Source organism: Chloracidobacterium validum (assembly GCF_018304825.1).
GTDB classification, from domain to species: domain Bacteria; phylum Acidobacteriota; class Blastocatellia; order Chloracidobacteriales; family Chloracidobacteriaceae; genus Chloracidobacterium; species Chloracidobacterium validum.
The window spans coordinates 1,332,690-1,349,301 of the sequence record NZ_CP072648.1 but is presented as its reverse complement, the minus strand read 5'-3'; the positions used below and the strand labels follow the sequence as shown (position 1 = coordinate 1,349,301).

The 16,612-nt window shown below is 60.7% G+C and carries 17 protein-coding genes; 5 read left to right on the top strand and 12 right to left on the bottom strand.

What is annotated here, in order from left to right; all coding sequences use genetic code 11:
• The first annotated feature begins 94 nt into the window (after positions 1-94).
• From J8C06_RS05635 to J8C06_RS05625, 3 genes are all read left to right on the top strand, one after another.
• The gene (locus J8C06_RS05635; RefSeq protein ID WP_211427755.1) at positions 95-1,753 is read left to right on the top strand and encodes an FAD-dependent oxidoreductase; all 1,659 of its coding nucleotides are present in this window, start codon (positions 95-97) and stop codon (positions 1,751-1,753) included.
• Entirely contained in the window at positions 1,740-3,320 is a 1,581-nt protein-coding gene (locus J8C06_RS05630) for an ABC transporter substrate-binding protein (RefSeq protein WP_211427754.1), read from the top strand. Before J8C06_RS05635 ends, J8C06_RS05630 begins: the two co-directional genes overlap by 14 nt.
• A 98-nt stretch (positions 3,321-3,418) precedes the next feature.
• Positions 3,419-3,991, top strand: a complete 573-nt coding sequence (locus tag J8C06_RS05625) for an LOG family protein (protein ID WP_211427753.1) — start codon at positions 3,419-3,421, stop codon at positions 3,989-3,991.
• Here the strand turns inward: J8C06_RS05625 and mobA are convergent.
• From mobA to J8C06_RS05580, 9 genes are all read right to left on the bottom strand, one after another.
• Positions 3,968-4,657: a molybdenum cofactor guanylyltransferase gene (gene mobA / locus J8C06_RS05620; protein ID WP_211427752.1), complete on the bottom strand. Its 690-nt coding sequence runs from the start codon at positions 4,655-4,657 to the stop codon at positions 3,968-3,970. The genes J8C06_RS05625 and mobA overlap by 24 nt on opposite strands.
• A 1-nt stretch (position 4,658) precedes the next feature.
• Positions 4,659-4,934 carry a hypothetical protein gene (locus J8C06_RS05615; RefSeq protein WP_211427751.1) on the bottom strand — a complete coding sequence of 92 codons (276 nt, stop codon included), beginning with the start codon at positions 4,932-4,934 and terminating at the stop codon, positions 4,659-4,661.
• A gap of 43 nt (positions 4,935-4,977) precedes the next feature.
• On the bottom strand, positions 4,978-5,724 hold the full coding sequence (fabG, locus tag J8C06_RS05610; RefSeq protein ID WP_211427750.1) for a 3-oxoacyl-[acyl-carrier-protein] reductase: 747 nt from the start codon (positions 5,722-5,724) through the stop codon (positions 4,978-4,980).
• Positions 5,721-6,548 carry a CPBP family intramembrane glutamic endopeptidase gene (locus J8C06_RS05605; RefSeq protein WP_211427749.1) on the bottom strand — a complete coding sequence of 276 codons (828 nt, stop codon included), beginning with the start codon at positions 6,546-6,548 and terminating at the stop codon, positions 5,721-5,723. The genes fabG and J8C06_RS05605 overlap by 4 nt, the downstream gene beginning before the upstream one ends.
• Complete coding sequence (locus tag J8C06_RS05600) at positions 6,545-7,318, bottom strand: lysophospholipid acyltransferase family protein (protein ID WP_211427748.1); 774 nt, start codon at positions 7,316-7,318, stop codon at positions 6,545-6,547. The genes J8C06_RS05605 and J8C06_RS05600 overlap by 4 nt, the downstream gene beginning before the upstream one ends.
• A 25-nt stretch (positions 7,319-7,343) precedes the next feature.
• A complete protein-coding gene (locus tag J8C06_RS05595) occupies positions 7,344-8,837 on the bottom strand; it encodes a gluconokinase (protein WP_211427747.1) in 1,494 nt (497 codons plus the stop codon).
• Positions 8,838-8,864: 27 nt separating this feature from the next.
• Positions 8,865-9,851, bottom strand: coding sequence for a glucokinase (glk, locus tag J8C06_RS05590; protein WP_211427746.1), 987 nt, complete (start codon positions 9,849-9,851; stop codon positions 8,865-8,867).
• Positions 9,848-10,621 (bottom strand): polyphosphate--glucose phosphotransferase, encoded by a 774-nt coding sequence (gene ppgK / locus J8C06_RS05585; protein ID WP_246601988.1) that lies wholly within the window; start codon positions 10,619-10,621, stop codon positions 9,848-9,850. Before ppgK ends, glk begins: the two co-directional genes overlap by 4 nt.
• A gap of 87 nt (positions 10,622-10,708) precedes the next feature.
• Complete coding sequence (locus J8C06_RS05580) at positions 10,709-11,659, bottom strand: phytoene/squalene synthase family protein (RefSeq protein ID WP_211427745.1); 951 nt, start codon at positions 11,657-11,659, stop codon at positions 10,709-10,711.
• A gap of 157 nt (positions 11,660-11,816) precedes the next feature.
• Between J8C06_RS05580 and bchG the strand changes: the two genes are divergently transcribed.
• Both bchG and J8C06_RS05570 read left to right on the top strand, forming a co-directional pair.
• Positions 11,817-12,827: a (bacterio)chlorophyll synthase gene (gene bchG / locus J8C06_RS05575; RefSeq protein WP_211427744.1), complete on the top strand. Its 1,011-nt coding sequence runs from the start codon at positions 11,817-11,819 to the stop codon at positions 12,825-12,827.
• 59 nt (positions 12,828-12,886) lie between these two features.
• Positions 12,887-13,087, top strand: coding sequence for a hypothetical protein (locus tag J8C06_RS05570; protein WP_211427743.1), 201 nt, complete (start codon positions 12,887-12,889; stop codon positions 13,085-13,087).
• Between the two features lie 45 nt (positions 13,088-13,132).
• Here J8C06_RS05570 and J8C06_RS05565 read toward each other — a convergent pair whose 3' ends face one another.
• The 3 genes from J8C06_RS05565 to coaBC are packed head-to-tail and all read right to left on the bottom strand — an operon-like array spanning position 13,133 to position 16,443.
• Complete coding sequence (locus J8C06_RS05565; protein ID WP_211427742.1) at positions 13,133-13,978, bottom strand: NAD-dependent epimerase/dehydratase family protein; 846 nt, start codon at positions 13,976-13,978, stop codon at positions 13,133-13,135.
• A complete protein-coding gene (locus J8C06_RS05560) occupies positions 13,975-15,150 on the bottom strand; it encodes a hybrid sensor histidine kinase/response regulator (protein WP_211427741.1) in 1,176 nt (391 codons plus the stop codon). The genes J8C06_RS05565 and J8C06_RS05560 overlap by 4 nt, the downstream gene beginning before the upstream one ends.
• A 42-nt stretch (positions 15,151-15,192) precedes the next feature.
• Positions 15,193-16,443, bottom strand: a complete 1,251-nt coding sequence (gene coaBC, locus J8C06_RS05555; protein ID WP_211427740.1) for a bifunctional phosphopantothenoylcysteine decarboxylase/phosphopantothenate--cysteine ligase CoaBC — start codon at positions 16,441-16,443, stop codon at positions 15,193-15,195.
• Between the last annotated feature and the right edge of the window lie 169 nt (positions 16,444-16,612).

Sequence of the window (16,612 nt, the reverse complement as noted above, 5' to 3'; positions counted from 1 at the left end):
TGGAACGCCCAGGATGATGTTTTGTTTTCGGGAAGGGTACGATACAGTGTCAGTGCGACTTTTCTCACATTCCTGATGGATTTGCCAGATGCCAATGAGTCAGTCAAACGTGCTGCCCCGGCTTGCTTCACCTGCCATTCGTGAAACCTACCCGCAGACCCATGCCGCATTTTCTGGTATGCCCGATGGGGAGCTGTGGTTTGAGCGGTTGGTTGAACTCGACGCCGGCCGCCACCGGCTGTTGGCGGCGCCGGAGCCGATGATTGCCTATGGCCCGCCTTCCGAGTCACGGCCGCCGGTGGCTGATACCTTTGACGTCATCGTGGCCGGTGGTTGCTTTGGTTTGATCATCGGGGCGACGTTGGCGGCCCATTATGGCTGGCGGGTGCTGGTCTTTGATCGGCATCAGGTGGGGAAAACCCATCGGGATTGGAACATTTCACGGGGTGAAATTCGGCGCTTGTGCGAGGCCGGGTTGTTTAGCGAGTCAGAGTTGGGCTCGTTTATCGTGGCCGAGTATGACCGGGGTTTTGTCCAGTTTCATGCTGAGGGGTGTTGGCTTGCGGCTGAGCGGCTGTGGTTCGACGACGTCTTGACGCTGGCGGTGTCATCGGATGAGCTTTTGGCGCAGTGTCGGCGCAAGTTGGTGGCGGATGGGCGGAGTCAGTGCCTTGACCGAGCGACGCTTGAGCGGGTGCAGGTGGAAGAGGACGGCGTAACGGTTACTGTTGCCGGTCGAGCGGATGAGCGTCTGGTGTTTCGCGGGCGGTTGTTGATTGACACGATGGGAACGTTGTCGCCAATTGCGCGGCAGCTCAACCCGCGTGAGACGGTGAGTTACCTGTGTCCGACGGTGGGGACGGTGGCGAGCGGGTTTGCCACGGGGACGGCGGCGGATGAGGTGGATGCGCGGGTCGGGGAAATTCTGGTCACGACCGAGCATGCTCAGGGTGGGCGGCAGTTGTTGTGGGAAGGCTTTGCCGGGCGCGGGGACGAGTTTACGACGTATTTGTTTCACTACGCGCCGGTGGCCGACCTGGACCGGCTGTCACTGCTGGCGTTGTTCGAGACCTATTTCGAGACCTTGCCGACGTACAAGCGGCCGGGGCCGGGGTTTCGGTTTCAGCGTCCCGTGTTCGGGTATATTCCCGGTCTGCACCACGTGGGGCTGGGGCCGCAGAAGCGGACGGCGACGCATCGGGTGCTGTTGGTTGGGGACGCGGCGTCATTGAATTCTCCGCTGACGTTTTGTGGGTTTGGGTCGCTGGTGCGGAACTTGCGGCGGATAACGCATTTGATTGACCTGGCGCTCAAGGGCGACCATCTGGATGAACGGTCACTGCGGCTCATTAACGCCTATGAGCCGGGCGTTGCGATCATGGCGGCGTTCACACGCTACATGGTGGCGGATGCCGGCGAGGATCCCAAGGCCGTCAACGAGCTGCTCAACATCGTCATGGAAGCGTTGCACCGGCTGCCGCCGTCCGCGCGGACCGGACTGTTTCAGGACTGTATGGACTGGGGCGATTTTGTGAAGCTGATGCTCCAGATGCAGAAGCTACACCCCAACATCTGGGAGGCCGTGCCGCGCAAGCTCGGAACGGTCTATACCTCAGCCTGGGTGCTCAACTTCATTGAGTTTTCATCCTTCGCCTTTCAGAAGCAGTTGGCCGGGCTGACCGGACAGGTCGGGCGGGGGCTTCGGGAAGACTTCCACAACTACGCGACCTACTATCGCTATGCCCTGGCGTGAGGCGCGGCGACCGGCGGCCGTCCTGGTCGCGGCCCAGTGTTTATGGTTGGTGGTGGCTGGCTGGCTGGCCGGCGGTGGGTGTCGGCGACCCGTGGCGCTGGCGGCTGACACGCTCGTGCTGGCGGTCGAGAAGCCGCCCAAGACGATTGACCCGCGCGTTGGCAACGACGCCGTTTCGGCCAGGTTGCAGCAGCTTGTCTTTGACACGCTGGTGAACAAGAACGACCAGCTTGAAATTGTGCCGGAGCTGGCGGACTTCACGGTTTCGCCCGATGCGCGCGTGTTTACCTTCCGGTTACGGCCGGACATTCGGTTTCACGATGGGCGGCGGCTGACGGCCGAGGATGTGAAGTACACGTTCGAGAGCATGTGCGCGTCGGATTTCAGTTCGCCGAAGAAGGGGGATTTCGCGCTGGTCGAGCGCATTGAGACGCCCGATGCGCAAACGGTAATTTTTCGCTGTCGCGCGCCCAATCTACCCATGCTGGGGAGCCTGGTCGCGGTGGGCATTCTGCCCAAGGGCACGGACGCGGCCGAGGCAGCGACGAAGCCGATCGGCACCGGACCGTTCAAGGTGGTGGCTTATCGGGAACAGAACGACATTTGGCTGGAAGCCAACCCGGACTACTTCAAGGGCGCGCCAAAGCTAAAGCACCTGCGGATTCGCTTCATTCCCGACGCGACGACACGGGAGTTGGAGTTGCGCAAGGGAACGGTCCAGTTGGCGATCAACGCGGATTTGGCCTACAGCACGAACCAGGCGTTGGGGAAAGCGCGGGGTCTCAAGCTTGTGCGGTCCAAGGGAACGAACATTGCCTACCTGGGATTGAACTGCGAGGACGCGCGCTTGGCCGACGTGCGGGTCCGGCGGGCGCTCGCACTGGCCATTGATCGGGAGACCATCATCCGAACCGTGTTTCGCGGCATGGCGCGGCCGGCAGCCGGTCCATTACCGCCGGAGCAGTGGGCTTATCCGGCAGACTTACCGCCGGCGCGGTATGACCCGGAAGAGGCGCGCCGACTGTTGGGCGAGGCCGGCTATGGGCCGGAGCGGCCACTCCGCCTGGAACTCAAGACGTCTTCGGCTGAATTGTCACGTCAGGTCGCGGCCGTGCTTCAGGAGCAGCTCAAGCAAGTGGGGATCGAGCTGGCGCTGCGTTCATTTGAGTTTCAAACCTTTTTGCAGGATACGATTGCCGGGAATTTTCAAATGTTCTACCTCATCAACGTGGGGGCCAATCAAAGCGTGGATTTCCTGAGCTATTTTTATGAATCCTCACGCATCCCCACGAAAGAGCGCGGGTATAGCGAGGGGGCGAACCGGGCGCGGTACCGTTCGGCGGCGGTGGACGGCTGGCTGCGGGCGGCGGCTGGGACGACCGATAAGGCGGAGCAGCGGCGGTTATATGGGTTAGTACAGAAGCAAGTCGTGGCCGATGCGCCACAAATTTTTCTCTGGCATCCCGACAACGTGGCGGTGGCGCACGAGCGGGTGCAGGGGATTGCGTTGGAGTTATCGGGGAGCTACGCCTTCTTGCGGAAGGTTTGGATTGCCGACACGCCGTAGTGTTTTTTTATGACTTTCGTCTGATAACGTTAGCGCAAGGGCCGAGCCAAGGCCGAGAAGCCGAAAAGCGCCGAAGACCAGCCGGAGGGTGGTGAGCCGTGAAACAACTGAAGCGGGTCTGTGTTTACTGTGGGTCGCAGGCTGGGCAAGCCGCCATCTACCGTGAGACGGCGCAAGCCGTTGGGCAATACCTGGCGCAGCAGGGCATTGAGGTCGTTTACGGCGGTGGCAGCGTTGGTTTGATGGGGGTTGTGGCGTCCGCTGTTCTGAGTGCTGGCGGACGGATCCTGGGTGTCATTCCAGAGCGATTGATGGCCCGCGAGGTAGCCTATGTCGGCGTGACGGACATGTACGTCACGCCGACCATGCATGAGCGCAAAGCGCGCATGATGGAGCTGTCCGATGCTTTTGTTGCCTTGCCGGGCGGCATCGGTACCTTGGATGAACTGTTTGAAATCTGGACTTGGCGGCAGTTGGGTTATCACACCAAACCGGTCGGCCTGCTGAACGTGGGCGGTTACTATGATGGTCTTTTGGCTTTTCTCGACCGGGCCGTGCGCGAGGGCTTTTTGACGCCCGACTGTCGGGCATTGCTGATGGTTGAGCGAGACGTCGTGCCATTACTGGCGCGCCTGGCCGCCGCTGTTTCAGCCGAAGCTGCCGCTCGGTAGTGGCGGGCGGGCAGTGGTCTGCCATCTGAGCGCTTGCTGGTAGTCTTTGGGCGTATTCAGGTTGAAAAGTAGCCACTCGGCCGCAGGCAAGTCGGCGTAAGCCGAGAAGGGAAGGGTTGCCGCGCCAATCTGCTCGATGAAGGCGTGGACTCGGTGCTGTCCGGCTGCGAGGAGAGCGGTCAGCGCCGGGTGGACGTCCGGGCCGCCGTAGGCCGCGCAGACGCCGGTGCGTTGTCCGGTTGCCGAAGCGGGAACGACGGCTGAGGCCTGTGGTGAAGCACATGCCAAGCGTTGCAGAAAGTCCGTGGTCAGAAACGGCATGTCACAGGGGATGACCAGCCAGCGTGCCGCGCCCTGGCCTTGGGCGTGGTGGGCGGCGCATTCGAGGCCGGCCAAGGGGCCGGCGGCCGGATGGGAATCAACGATGACTGGGATGTCATCTGTGGTGAAACGATAGTCTGATAATGTTTTTTCTAGTAACCAGGCCGGCAGCGCAGAAGAAGAAATAAGGTAAATATCCCGAAAGCAACCAAGGAAACGACTGATCAAAACCACCACGAGCGGAGCCACAGGGAAAGGCAGGAGTGCCTTTGGCCGGCCCATGCGCCGGCTCTGCCCACCGACCAGGATATAAAGCGGGTACGAGGCTTCCTGGGCAGTCACCATGTCACAGGTGATGGGGCGTGAGCGTGAAGGTTTCAATCATATAGTCGTGCAGGTAGTTGAAGACCAGGTTTTGAAAGCGCCAACCATAGCGCGGGTCCTGAAGGTCGCGGTGTGGCACGACAAAGCTGTACGGCTCCAGAATGCCGTCCACTTTGAGGGAAATGATCACCCGAACGCCACGCTCATCAGCTTCAGCCCGAAAGTCAAAAAGCGGGTGTTCGTAGCGGCGGAGTTCAGCCTGGATTTTTTCGAGGCTCGACAGGTCTGGCGCCGGCATCAGATCTCCTTGGTCTGGGTGATGGCGATGATTGGGGGCCGGCCTACATGGCCAGTCCACCGTCCGCCTGGATGACCTGTCCGGTGATATAGCGCGCGTCGGTGGAAAGCAGAAAGGCCGCAATGCGGGCCACTTCCGCGGGTGTCCCAAACCGTCCGAGCGGAATGTCGGCCAGTAGCTTGGCGCGGTAATCGGCGCCGAGCGCTTCGGTCATATCGGTCTCAATGAGGCCGAGCGCCAGGGCGTTGACCGTAATGCTGCGGCTGGCGACTTCCTTGGCCAGAGCTTTAGTGAAGCCAATCATGCCAGCTTTGGCGGCCGAATAGTTGGTTTGCCCGGCCATGCCGACAACCCCGCTGATGGAGCTGATGTTGAGAATCGTCCCGCCTTGCTTTTGCTTGATGAGGAGGCTGACGACGGCCTTCGAGAGATTGAAAACGCTTTTGAGGTTGGCGGACAAAACGGCGTCCCAGTCCTCTTCTTTCATCATCACCAGCAGCTTGTCACGGGTGATCCCGGCGTTGTTGACCAGGGCGTGAATCGCGCCAAACCGTTCCCGGACTTGCTTGACGACCGTTTGCGCTGCCTCGAAGTCAGCCCCATCGGCCTGATAGCCCTGGGCCTCAGTGCCGTGCTGGCGCAATTCCTGCTCGACTGCTTGAGCGGCTTCGACTTGGCTGCGGTAGGTGAAGGCGATGTTGGCGCCGCGGGAGGCCAGTTCGAGGGCAATGGCGCGCCCAATGCCGCGTGAGCCACCTGTAATAAGGATCGTCTGGTTGTGAAAGTTCATGGCGTGGTTGATTGGGAAGCTTCCAGATGTTCCCAGAAAAAAATAATTGCAACGGCCTGGATGCCGTTGAACGCATAGTGCAGTGCCACCGCGGGGAGCACGGAACCGGTGGCGGCGCGGAGGAGCGTCAGGGCCAAACTCAGCAGCCCCAACATGGTCAGCCCGGCCCACGCACCCCAGTACTGGGGAACGTGGACGACCAGAAACAAGACCGAAACGACCGCGACGGTGACACCGGTTCCGAGGCGGGTACGGAGTCCGCCAAACACAATACCACGGTACACGATTTCTTCGACCAGCGGCGCGGATAGCGCAGCCACCAGGGCAATGGCAATCCGAATGGATGGACCCATGGCCAGCACGCGGTCGAGGTCGGTTTTGCTGTTGGGAACATAGCGTTCGAGCCAGGCGCCAAGTGCCAGAAAGCCCGGCGCCGCCAGGACACAGGCGGCCAGCAGGCCACCCTTGCGCGACCAGAGCGGGAAACCCCAATCAAAGCCAAGCGCCCGGAGCATGCCCTGGGGTGACGTTCTACGGATGAGCCGAACACACCAGCCAAGGATGACGGCATGGGCAACGAACGTAGAGAGTATCAGGGTCAGTGTGAGCGAGTGCGATCCCACCATGTCGGCTTGGGTGGGCATCATGCCTTGCTTCCAGTAGTACCAAGTCAGCCAGCCGAGTTGCGCGCCAAGCGAAGCCAAGAATAGGCAACTGACGCTCACGAGCCAGGCGACAAGCGCCGCGCTGGCATTCCAACCCACCCTTAGTGGCGGCGGGCTAGCCACTCGTCCGTCAGCCATTGGTGGGGTGTGGCGTGTCATGAGCGGGACAGTTCGTTGCCCGGTCGAGCGCCGGTTGCCAGGGGCGCCGACTGGCGGTGAAGGTGAGCTGACGCTTCGAGTTGTCGGTTCATGACAGCGGTGACCTCGGCCATGGCGCTTTCAATCGGCCGATCGGATGGGATGGGTGGGTGAATCGTCACGTTCACCGGACAAGGCGTCAGAATAAATGAACCCGCCGGCAGGAAAGCCGCCGTTCCGTAAATTGTCACTGGGACCAACGGAACGCCGGCTTCCTGGGCCAAGCGGAAGCCACCCGGTTTGAAAGCCTTGACTTGGGCTGGCTGGAGATTGCGGGTGCCCTCTGGAAAGATGACCACCGGAATCCGCGCCTCTAGCACGCTTTTGGCCGCCCGAATCATCGTCGGGGTGGCATTTCGGTTTCCACGGTCAACCGGGATATGGCCGGCGCGCCAGAGAAACCAACCCAGGAAGGGAAGGCGGAAGAGTTCTTTTTTGGCGAGAATGCGAAACTGAAACGGCAGAAAGGCAAAGAGAACCGGAATGTCCAGCAGGCTCTGGTGATTGGATAAGACCACTGCCGGTGTATGGCAGGGTAGTTGGTCCAGCCCGGTGACGGTCACGCGCATGCCGACGGTCCAGGCAATCAGGCGGCACCAGGTGCGCGCGCACCAGTGCTGGTATTCGCCGGTTCGGTCAAACGGCGCGATGAGCAGGGCCAGCGAGGCCATAACGATGGTGTAGATAACAATGAGCGCCAATGCGACAATCGAGTGTATCAAGCGAACCATAGGCAAGGGGCTACCCGTGCAGGTGTCAGCCGGGAGCGGTCATGATTTGATAATACGCCGCGCGGTGACGCATGAGGCAAGCCTGGTACTGCGCGTGGCGTTCGGCATCTGGTTGAAACCACCGGCCATCGGGGAGCGGGCAAGCCTCCGTGACCATGAGTCCCAGGCGGAGACTGACCCAGAGCGCTACGCCCCGGGCCGAAGCTTCCGTCTGGATAACACAAATGGGCCGTCCGAGCGCATGGCACAGGGTGGCCGCAAAGGCCGGTGAGGCAGAAACGCCGCCCGAGACGATAATGGATGTGGAGGCCGGCAGTAGGTGAGCGGTCTCCAGGGTTTCGGCAATCCAGGCGAGACGGATGGCGAGGGTTTCAAGGAGCGCCTGCCAGATGGCGACCGGCGAGGTGGAGAGGCGCAACCCAAGGATGGCGCCGGTCGCGTTGGTCTGCCAACCCAGGCTGCGTTCGCCGGTCAGGAAGGGTAGCACCGTCAGTTGGGCCTCGTCCGGGGGCATGGCCTGGAGCATGGCTTCTAACTTTTCTGGGGGAGGAAGTCGTAGCGCGCGTCGTCCCCAAGCGAGGAGGTTTCCGGCGTTGCTCAGGGCTCCGCCGATCAGCGCGTGCTGCTGGTCGAAGCGGTAAGCCCAGAGTCCGGGAGGTGGGGCTGCCGGTTCGCGGTCTTTCGGCACGGTGATGCGGAGCGCCGCGGTCGTGCCGATATTGATCGCCGCGCGGGCGTCTGAAAAGCAAAGGCTGCCGAGGTTACTGCACGCGCCATCGCTGAGCGGCGGAAAAAAACTGGCATCCTGGAGAGTTGACCAGCGAACTTTGAACGGCGACCGCAGCTCCGTTCCCGGCAGCGCGAAATCATCATCGGCAATCGGGGTGAGGTTGCGTCGGGTAAGTCCTAGTTGGGAAAGGATTTCATCATCCCAATCGCCGGCTTGCCGGGCGTACAGCCCGGTCGCTGACGCCAGTGAGACACTGGCATAGGCAACGCCAAAGAGGTGGAGCCAGACGTATTCGGCAAAGGACATCCACTGCCAGTCCTGGATGGTGAGCGTTCGCTTGAGCCAGGCCAACTTGAGCAGCCAGTAGCTTGAATGGAGCGGACAGCCGGTCCGGGCGTAGAGCTGGCGGCTGGTGAAGTATTCAACCAAATTCTCTCTTTCTGCCTCGGAACGGGTGTCTCCCCAAGAGAATACGGGTGTGGTCGGCGCGCCGACAGTCGCCGGAACAGAACTATCTGGCGAGAGCTTCACGCCCAGCAGGCTGTGCATCATGGTTGACATGCCGACGCCCTGAATCGTCAGCCCCTGAGCATTGGCGGCGCGCAGGGATTGACCTACCACGTGGGCAAGCTGGCGTAGCAGGGTCGGTGCAGCATAGGTCATCTCGCCCGGCGCGGTGGTGGTCGGGGCGACCGGTTGGCGCGCCAGGGTTTCAGTCCGCCATTGACCATCTGGGGTAAATACGACCGCGCGCAATGATGACGAGCCAATATCAATCGCCAAAATCATGGATGACGAAGCTATGGATGATGAAGCTTAGGCGAGATGGGCGTGATACTTGGCGTAGCGTGCCGCGCCAAGGAGAGCCGTTTGCTCATTGAGGATGATCGAGATCGGAATTTGTTCGAGAAAGTTCTGAAATCTTCCCTTGGCAACGAACGCCTGAAGAAACCCGCCGCGGGTCATCCACGTGAGGATTTTTGGGGCGATGCCGCCGCCGATGAACAGTCCGGCAGTGGACAGCGCCTTGAGCGCCAGGTTGCCGGCTTCGGAGCCGTAAAGGGCGACAAACTGCTCCATGGTGGCAACTGCAATCGGCAGGCCTTGGTCGGCAAATTTTGAAACGGCCGCTCCGTAGCCCTCCGCTTCCGCCATGGCTTCGAGTTCGGCCGACCCGGCGGCGCGCCCGGTGTCACGGAGGAAGGTATAAATGTGTTCAAATCCAAAGGTGCCCGAGACGAGGCGTTCCCAACTGACGTGGCGGTAGGTTTGCCAGAGGTAGGCCAGCAGTTCAGCTTCCGTCGGATTACTGGGCGAGAAACTGGCATGGCCGCCTTCGGATGGGACGGCAATGTGCCGCGTCCCGTCCCAAAACAGAATGCACTCGCCCAGGCCGGTCCCGGCTGACATCAGCGCGGCGTTGCCAAGTTGCGGCTTGCCAGCCTGAAGCTGGTAGAGATCACTTTGGGGGAGCAGGGCAATGCCATTGCCGTTGGCTTCGAGGTCGTTGATGACGAAGGCTGGGCAGTCGAGTGCCTGGCGTAGTTCGGCCGCGCGGATCGCCCAGGTTAGGTTCGTAATCTGGCATACGCCATCGAGAACGGGACCGGCCGCGCCGATGCAGACAGCTTGGCAGCGCAGTTCGCGGGCGCCCGCAAACGACCGGATCATCGCCAGGAGGTCGGTGAAGTCAGCGCTGGCAAAGGTTTTGGTTTCGAGCGGGGCCAGCGTGGCCAGCTCGAACAGGCCCAAGTGGGTTTTCGTGCCACCAACGTCACCGGCAAGGATATAGGGCGTCGTCATTTGGTTACTTTGGTCTTCGAGGGGGGGCAGGTTGCAAGCGCCGCGCCAATGATGCCGGCCAAGTTGGCCATTTGGGCCGGCAGGACGGGGACAGGGCAAGTCAGGTAGGTCGCAAACTTATCAAACTTGTTACTCGCGCCGCCGCCGAGGATGAAGGCGTCGCACCAGAGGAGGCGATGCAATTCGCTCAGGTACTCACTGACATACCCGGCCCATTTTTTCCACGACCAGTCATGGCGCTCACGCGCCGCGAGAGAGGCACGCCGTTCGGCATCCTTTTCCCGAACGATGAGGTGGCCGAGTTCGGTATTGGGAATGAGTTGGCCCTGGTAAAAGGCAGCCGTGCCGATGCCGGTGCCGAGCGTGACAACCATGACCAAGCCGGACAGGTCACGCCCAGCGCCAAAGCGCATTTCAGCTAGTCCAGCGGCGTCGGCGTCATTGAGCAGCACGACGTTGAATCCGGTCACGGCTTTGAAGAGTGCGGCTGCATCGCAGCCAATCCAGGTTGGGTCAATATTGCCGGCGGTATGCGCAACGCCATGCTTGACGACCGACGGCAGGCCAATCCCAATGGCGCCATCCTGTTCACTCCACCCAAAGTGGCGAATCAGCTCGAAGGCGGTTTCCGCCACGGCGCTGGGTGTTGCTGGTTGGGGGGTGAGCAGGCGAAAGCGTTCGTGGACCAGCTCGCCAGTGCGCAGGTTGACCGGAGCGCCTTTGACGCCGGTGCCGCCAATGTCAATGCCGAGTGCGTACTTGGTCATCATGTTCTCCGGTGAGGCCGCGCGTTGGCGTCGGTGACAGGGGAGGTTTCCGGTCGGTGTGGTAGGTGGAGTCTGATAATAAGCCTTATGTTAGTACTGCCACCGCGCCTGTAGCCACAGCCGCGGCAACGCCCACAGTTTCGCCTGAAATGAAACATGCGCCCGCCGCGAAAAGACGTCGTAACCATGGCGCTCAATATCCCGCAAAATCCCGCCATACAGCCGACTGCTCAGAAACACCGTAAAGCGACTATCTGACGACAGAAGCGGAATGCCGCACTCCGCCTCGCGGTAAAAATCCCGCGCGCGCCGGATTTGAAATTTCAGCAAGGCAATCAGTTCCGGTGTCAGCCGCCCCTGCAGGATAACCTCCTCGGAGCACCCAAAGCGACGCAAATCTTCCAGAGGCAAATAAATTCGGTCACGGCGCGCGTCTTCTCCGATATCCCGCAAAATGTTCGTCAACTGAAAAGCAATGCCAAGGGCCACGGCATACTGCAAGGCGCTGGGATCGCGGTAGCCAAACACCTCACTCGTCATCAGACCCACCAGCGAGGCCACCCGATAGGCATAGGCATACAGCGCATCAAACGTCTCAAACCGGACCGGCCCGTCCGTTCGCGCATCCATCAGACACCCCTGCATCAGTTCCAGTGGGTGTTCCAGCTTGACCGGAAACCGTGGCAAAAAGTCATGCCAGGCAATCAGCACCGGATGCGCCGGAAACGCGGCTCCGGTATAGACGGCTTCCAGTACCTGTGACCAACGCTCAACCGCAAACGTCACCTCCGTGGCAGATGCCTGGCGGTTGGTGTCCACGAGGTCGTCAATTTGCCGGCATAGCGCATAGATGCCATAAATTGCCGGACGCTTCCGGGCCGGCAAGGTTTGGGTGCAAAAGTAAAAACTCTTGGCATGGGTGCGGGTCACATCCCGGCAATAGGCATAGGCCGCGGCCACCTGTGCTGCCTGCGGTGATTGGATGTATGGATAATCCGTGAAGACGTCACGAATGGCACGAATACCAACGTTTGTTTCCATGCTCTGACTGGCGCGCCGGACTTCCTTCGCGTGAAAACACGGCGCACTATGGTATAGACTTGAGGCCAGAGTCAACGGCAGCGCCGGAACGGTCACCTTGGTTGGCGTTTGCCCCCGAACGACCACTTTCAATCCCAGCCTTGGCAGGAACTCACCCATGCCGTCCTCGGACGCGGTCATTCCATCCCCACTGATACGCACCGTTCTTACTCACCTTCAGCTTCTCGATCCGGTTACTTGGCTTGGGCCATGGCAATGTTTTTGCTGCGGCGTCCTGGCCGTCGGACTCCGTCCGGCGGACCTGACGTGGGCCGATGGCGTGAAGTTTTTCCTCGCTTGCGGCTTGATTGGTCCGCTCTTGACTGGGTTCAGCCAGTCTATCAATGACTACTTCGACCGCCACCTCGATGCCATCAACGACCCGGAGCGTCCGATTCCGGCCGGCCGGATTTCATTGGCGGCCGCGCGGGCCAATTTCATCCTGACGGCGCTGTTGGCAATCGGCAACATGGCGTTGTTGTACTTGGTGACCGATAGTCCGTTGATTCTCCTGCTGGGTGCTGCCGGGCTCTTCCTGGCCTATGCCTACAGCGCGCCGGGGTTTCGGCTCAAGGAAAACGGCTGGTTTGGGACGACTTCGGTTGGGCTGGGCTACTGCATGGTGCCCTGGCTTCTGGCCGCGCATCTCTTCGCGCGCGAACCCGGTTTTCCGTTCTTCCACCTTGCCCTTGGCGTGGTCAATGCCCTGGTTGCCATGGGACTCATTACCATGAATGACTTCAAGTCCATCGAGGGCGACCGCAAGAACAACCTCAAAACCCTGCCGGTGCTCTATGGCGAGCGCGGGGCCATGCTCATTGCCTTCACGGAAATCAACCTAGCGCAGGTCATCTTCGTTGCGACCTGTTTTTATTTTGGCTACGCGGTGATTGGCTGGCTGGGGGTTGCTTTTTTCATTCCACAAGTCATCCAGCAAGTGCAGCTTTACCGTGCACCCAATGACGCGCGGCTCCTGACCAGCCTAGGACGCAACGCAGCCGGTCGCTCACTGATTAGCCAGAGCCAGAGCGGTGCGCATCCGGGGTTTATTCGCTTCCTGGTCGGCAGCAACCTGCTGACCGTGACGGCCCTGACGGCCGTGGCCATTGTTCATGGTTACTGGCGATGAAGTTTGGCTTTGGCTAAACTTGCGCCATCAGTCATCCATTTCATATCGAGGCGCATGTCATGAAGGAAACGTCAACGAAACCAACATCACCCTCGTCAACCGACGTCCCGGCCGTCAATGCTTCCCTCGAAACCTTTCGGACGCTGTCCCTGCCGGAAAAAGCGCTGACGATTGCGCAAACCCAGGCCATGCTGTTTTCCAATACGGTCGTGCGCACCCTGGCGACGTTGTTACGCGGCAACCGCCCCGACGCGACCTAAACGGCAACTCGCTTCTCCCGTGGATTCGGTGGCTAGGCTTAGTGGCTAGGCCTGGGCAAGCGCGGCATCGAGGTCAAAGCCCGGTGCCCAACCAAGCTTGTCTCCAGCGCGCGTCAGGTCGCTGACATAGCGCCGTTGGTCATCTGGTGACGGCTCGGCATCTGTCAAGTTGAGCTGTGGGATGTATCCCTGGGACTGACCGATACGGTGGGCCAGCTCGGCAAACGTCAAGGCATAGCCGCTGCCCCCACCAATATTGAAAGTTTCACTGGTGAGCGAGGATGCCGCGCACGCTCGAATGACCCTGGCCAGCTCCGATACGGGGAGAAGGTCCCGCACCTGCTGCCCCTGCCAGCGGAGCGTCAACGGCTGTCCGGCGCGAATCGCACGCGCAAAGCTGCTGACCAGTCCGCCTGGATTGCCTGGCGTGGGTGGCGCAAAGATCGTCGAGAGCCGAAGAATGAACAGTCGAAAGCCACGCTGCGCCGCGTAGAAGCGCGCATACTCCTCGGCTAGCCACTTTGACCAAGCATAGGCCGACTGTCCATTCAAGGTCGTCGGGCACGCTTCCGAGACACAAGTATGGTTTTCGGCATGCGCCCCATACACATCCTTAGTTGATGCCAGAATCAGCGTCTGCCCGGCCGTCAACTGTGCGCACAACCAGCGCGTTCCGTCGCTGTTGATCTCAAAGCAGGTCATGGCCGCATCCGCCGACTTCGAAACATGGGCGGCAAGATGGACAATACATCGGTGTGACCGGAGCAAGTCGGCTAGCCTCGGCTCGAACAGCCCACTCTGAACCCGCCGGCCGGCCGGCGTCGCGCCAAGCAGTGTGACGAGATGCGTCCCCAGGTATCCGGTGCCACCGGTCACCAGCCAATCCATCATGCCTTGACGCTCGCGGGCGGTTGGTAGCGAAGCGGTAACGAGACCGTGACCGTCGTTCCCTGCCCTGGCTCACTCAGAATACCGACCTTGCCGCCGTACGCACTGACGATGTCGCGGACGAGCGTCAGTCCAATCCCAAGCCCACCGCCCCGGAAGTTAGTGCGTGAGGTGCTGTGGTGTTGGGTATTGGCCGTTTCGTAAAACGACTCAAACGCGCTGACAACTTCCGTAGAAGCCATGCCGATGCCGTTATCCTGAACCTTGATGGCAAAATGCTCATCGGCGACCGCCCCAAGCTCCAGCCAGATCGTGCCGTGGTCTGGGGTGAACTTCACGGCATTGAATAGCAGCTCGCGCGCAATCTGGGTCACGCGCAACGGGTCGCCCAGCGCTTCCATCCGGTCTGGTCCGGTGAGATGGTACTCGTGATGGCGGTGGTGGGCGTGAACCTTGATTTCTTCAAGGGTGGTTCGGAGAACCTCCATGACGTCAAACGACTGGCGCGTGATGGGTATTTGGTCCGAGGTGGCCGCGAGGAGTAAGGTCAAGTTTTGAACGATGGTGGTCAGGTTGGAAACGGCCGTCTGCATTGCCTGCCCGGCCTCCCGGACATCGGTCGGGGAATCGGCCAGTATGGAAAGCAAGTCACAATACCCCTGGAGAATGGTGAGCGGCCCGCGGAGTTCATGGCTGGTCAGGCGCAGAAACTTCTCCTTCAGCTCCGTCAGACGCTGAAGTTCCTGGTTGGCATGGATGAGGGCGGCGTTTTGCCGGCGGAGGGCAATCCGGTCAAAGCACTTTTCGATGGCCGCGCGCATTTGCTCGACTTCAAAGGGTTTTGGGATGAAGTCACTCGCCCCCAGTTTCATGGCTTCAACCGCTTCGTCAATCCGTCCATAACCGGTAACGACCAACACTTCGGTGGTGGGATCATGGTCTTTGACCATTCGAATGACGCTTAGCCCCCCCTGGTGCGGCATGCGTAGATCGGTAATGACGAGGTGCGGGCAGAAAACCGGAAGCAACGGCGCGACTTCGCTTCCGTCCGCGACTGCGCGGACTTGGTAGCCAGCGAGGAAGTCCTCAAAAAAAGCGCGAATTTCGGCCTCATCATCCACAACCAAGACGCGCCGTTCGATGCCCAGCGAGGGCAATGATGTGTCGTTTACCATAGGAGCGTCCCTGTTCCTCCGGCGGCAACAAACCGGGAGGCGCTAACGCGGGTTTCGACCGGTCTGATGATGGCTCAAAACGGCGTCCAGAATAGCATGGGCGAGGGCATCCTTGGTCATCAGCGGGAGCGGGATGGTCTCACCGTCCGCCGTAACGAGCGACACCCGGTTGGTGTCAACGTCAAATCCGGCGCCGGCTTCCAGGACGTTGTTGACCACCAGAAGATCGGCTTGCTTGCGCCGCAGTTTATCGAGCGCCAGGCTCGGCGACCAGTCGGTTTCAGCGGCAAAACCCACGACAAAACGTTGCCCTTTACGCGCGCCAACGGCGGCCAGGATGTCCTCGGTCGGCTCGAGTTCAATGTGGTAAGTCGTTGTTCCCGCGGCCTTCTTCAACTTTTCCTGAGCCGTTTGCCGGGGACGATAATCGCAGACGGCGGCGGCTTTGATGACGATTGTCGCTTCTTCGAGGTGGTTCATGACGGCGTCATACATGTCGCGCGTCGAGCGAACTGGCACCACCTTGACACCGGCCGGTGGCGTCAGCGAAGTCGGGCCGGTGATGAGTGTCACGGTAGCCCCCCGGGCGCGCGCCGCCCGCGCCACCGCATAGCCCATCTTGCCCGACGAACGATTGGTGAGGTAGCGAACGGGGTCGAGGTCCTCAATGGTTGGACCCGCCGTCACCAGAATGTGGTGTGAGGCAAGGGATTGGTCGGTGTGTCCGGCTGAGTCAGCCGCTTGACCGGCAAGGCATTCCAAGACAGCGCTGACGACCTGTTCTGGTTCAGCCAGTCTTCCTTCTCCAACCATGCCACAGGCTAGAAAGCCAGCCGCTGGCTCGATGATCCGCGCGCCGCGCGCCCGCAGAAGCGCCACATTGCTCTGGGTTGCCGGGTGACGCCACATCTCGACGTTCATGGCGGGCGCAACCAAGACCGGCGCCGTTGTTGCCAAGTAGAGTGTCGAAAGGAAGTCGTCGGCAATACCGTGGGCGAATTTGGCCAGGCAGTTGGCGGTTGCCGGGGCGACGACCAGCACATCCGTGCGCTGGGCCAGGCTGATGTGGGCAATGTCGGTGTCGGCATCCCGTCCCCAGTGAGAGACATAGACGGGTTTGCCCGAAATCGCCTGGAAGGTCAGTGGCTGAACGAAGCGCGTCGCCGCCTCGGTCATGGCGACTTCCACCGCCAACCCGGCCTGCTGAAGCCCACGCAGAATGAGCACGGCTTTGTAAGCCCCAATGCAGCCCGTGACGCCGAGCGTCACCTGTTTTGTCGCTAGCCGTGTCATCACCGGTCTGCCTCGCATCTGAGCTTGTGTTCCTCTGATGAAACAATATCGTAGCGAATACCGGAAGGCAGGCCTATCATAGACGCGGTTCAGGTATCGGCTAATCAGCACTAGGTTGTACAGCAAGTTTCTAGAAAAAGGCTTTGCAGGGCTTCCCACCACGGGAGGT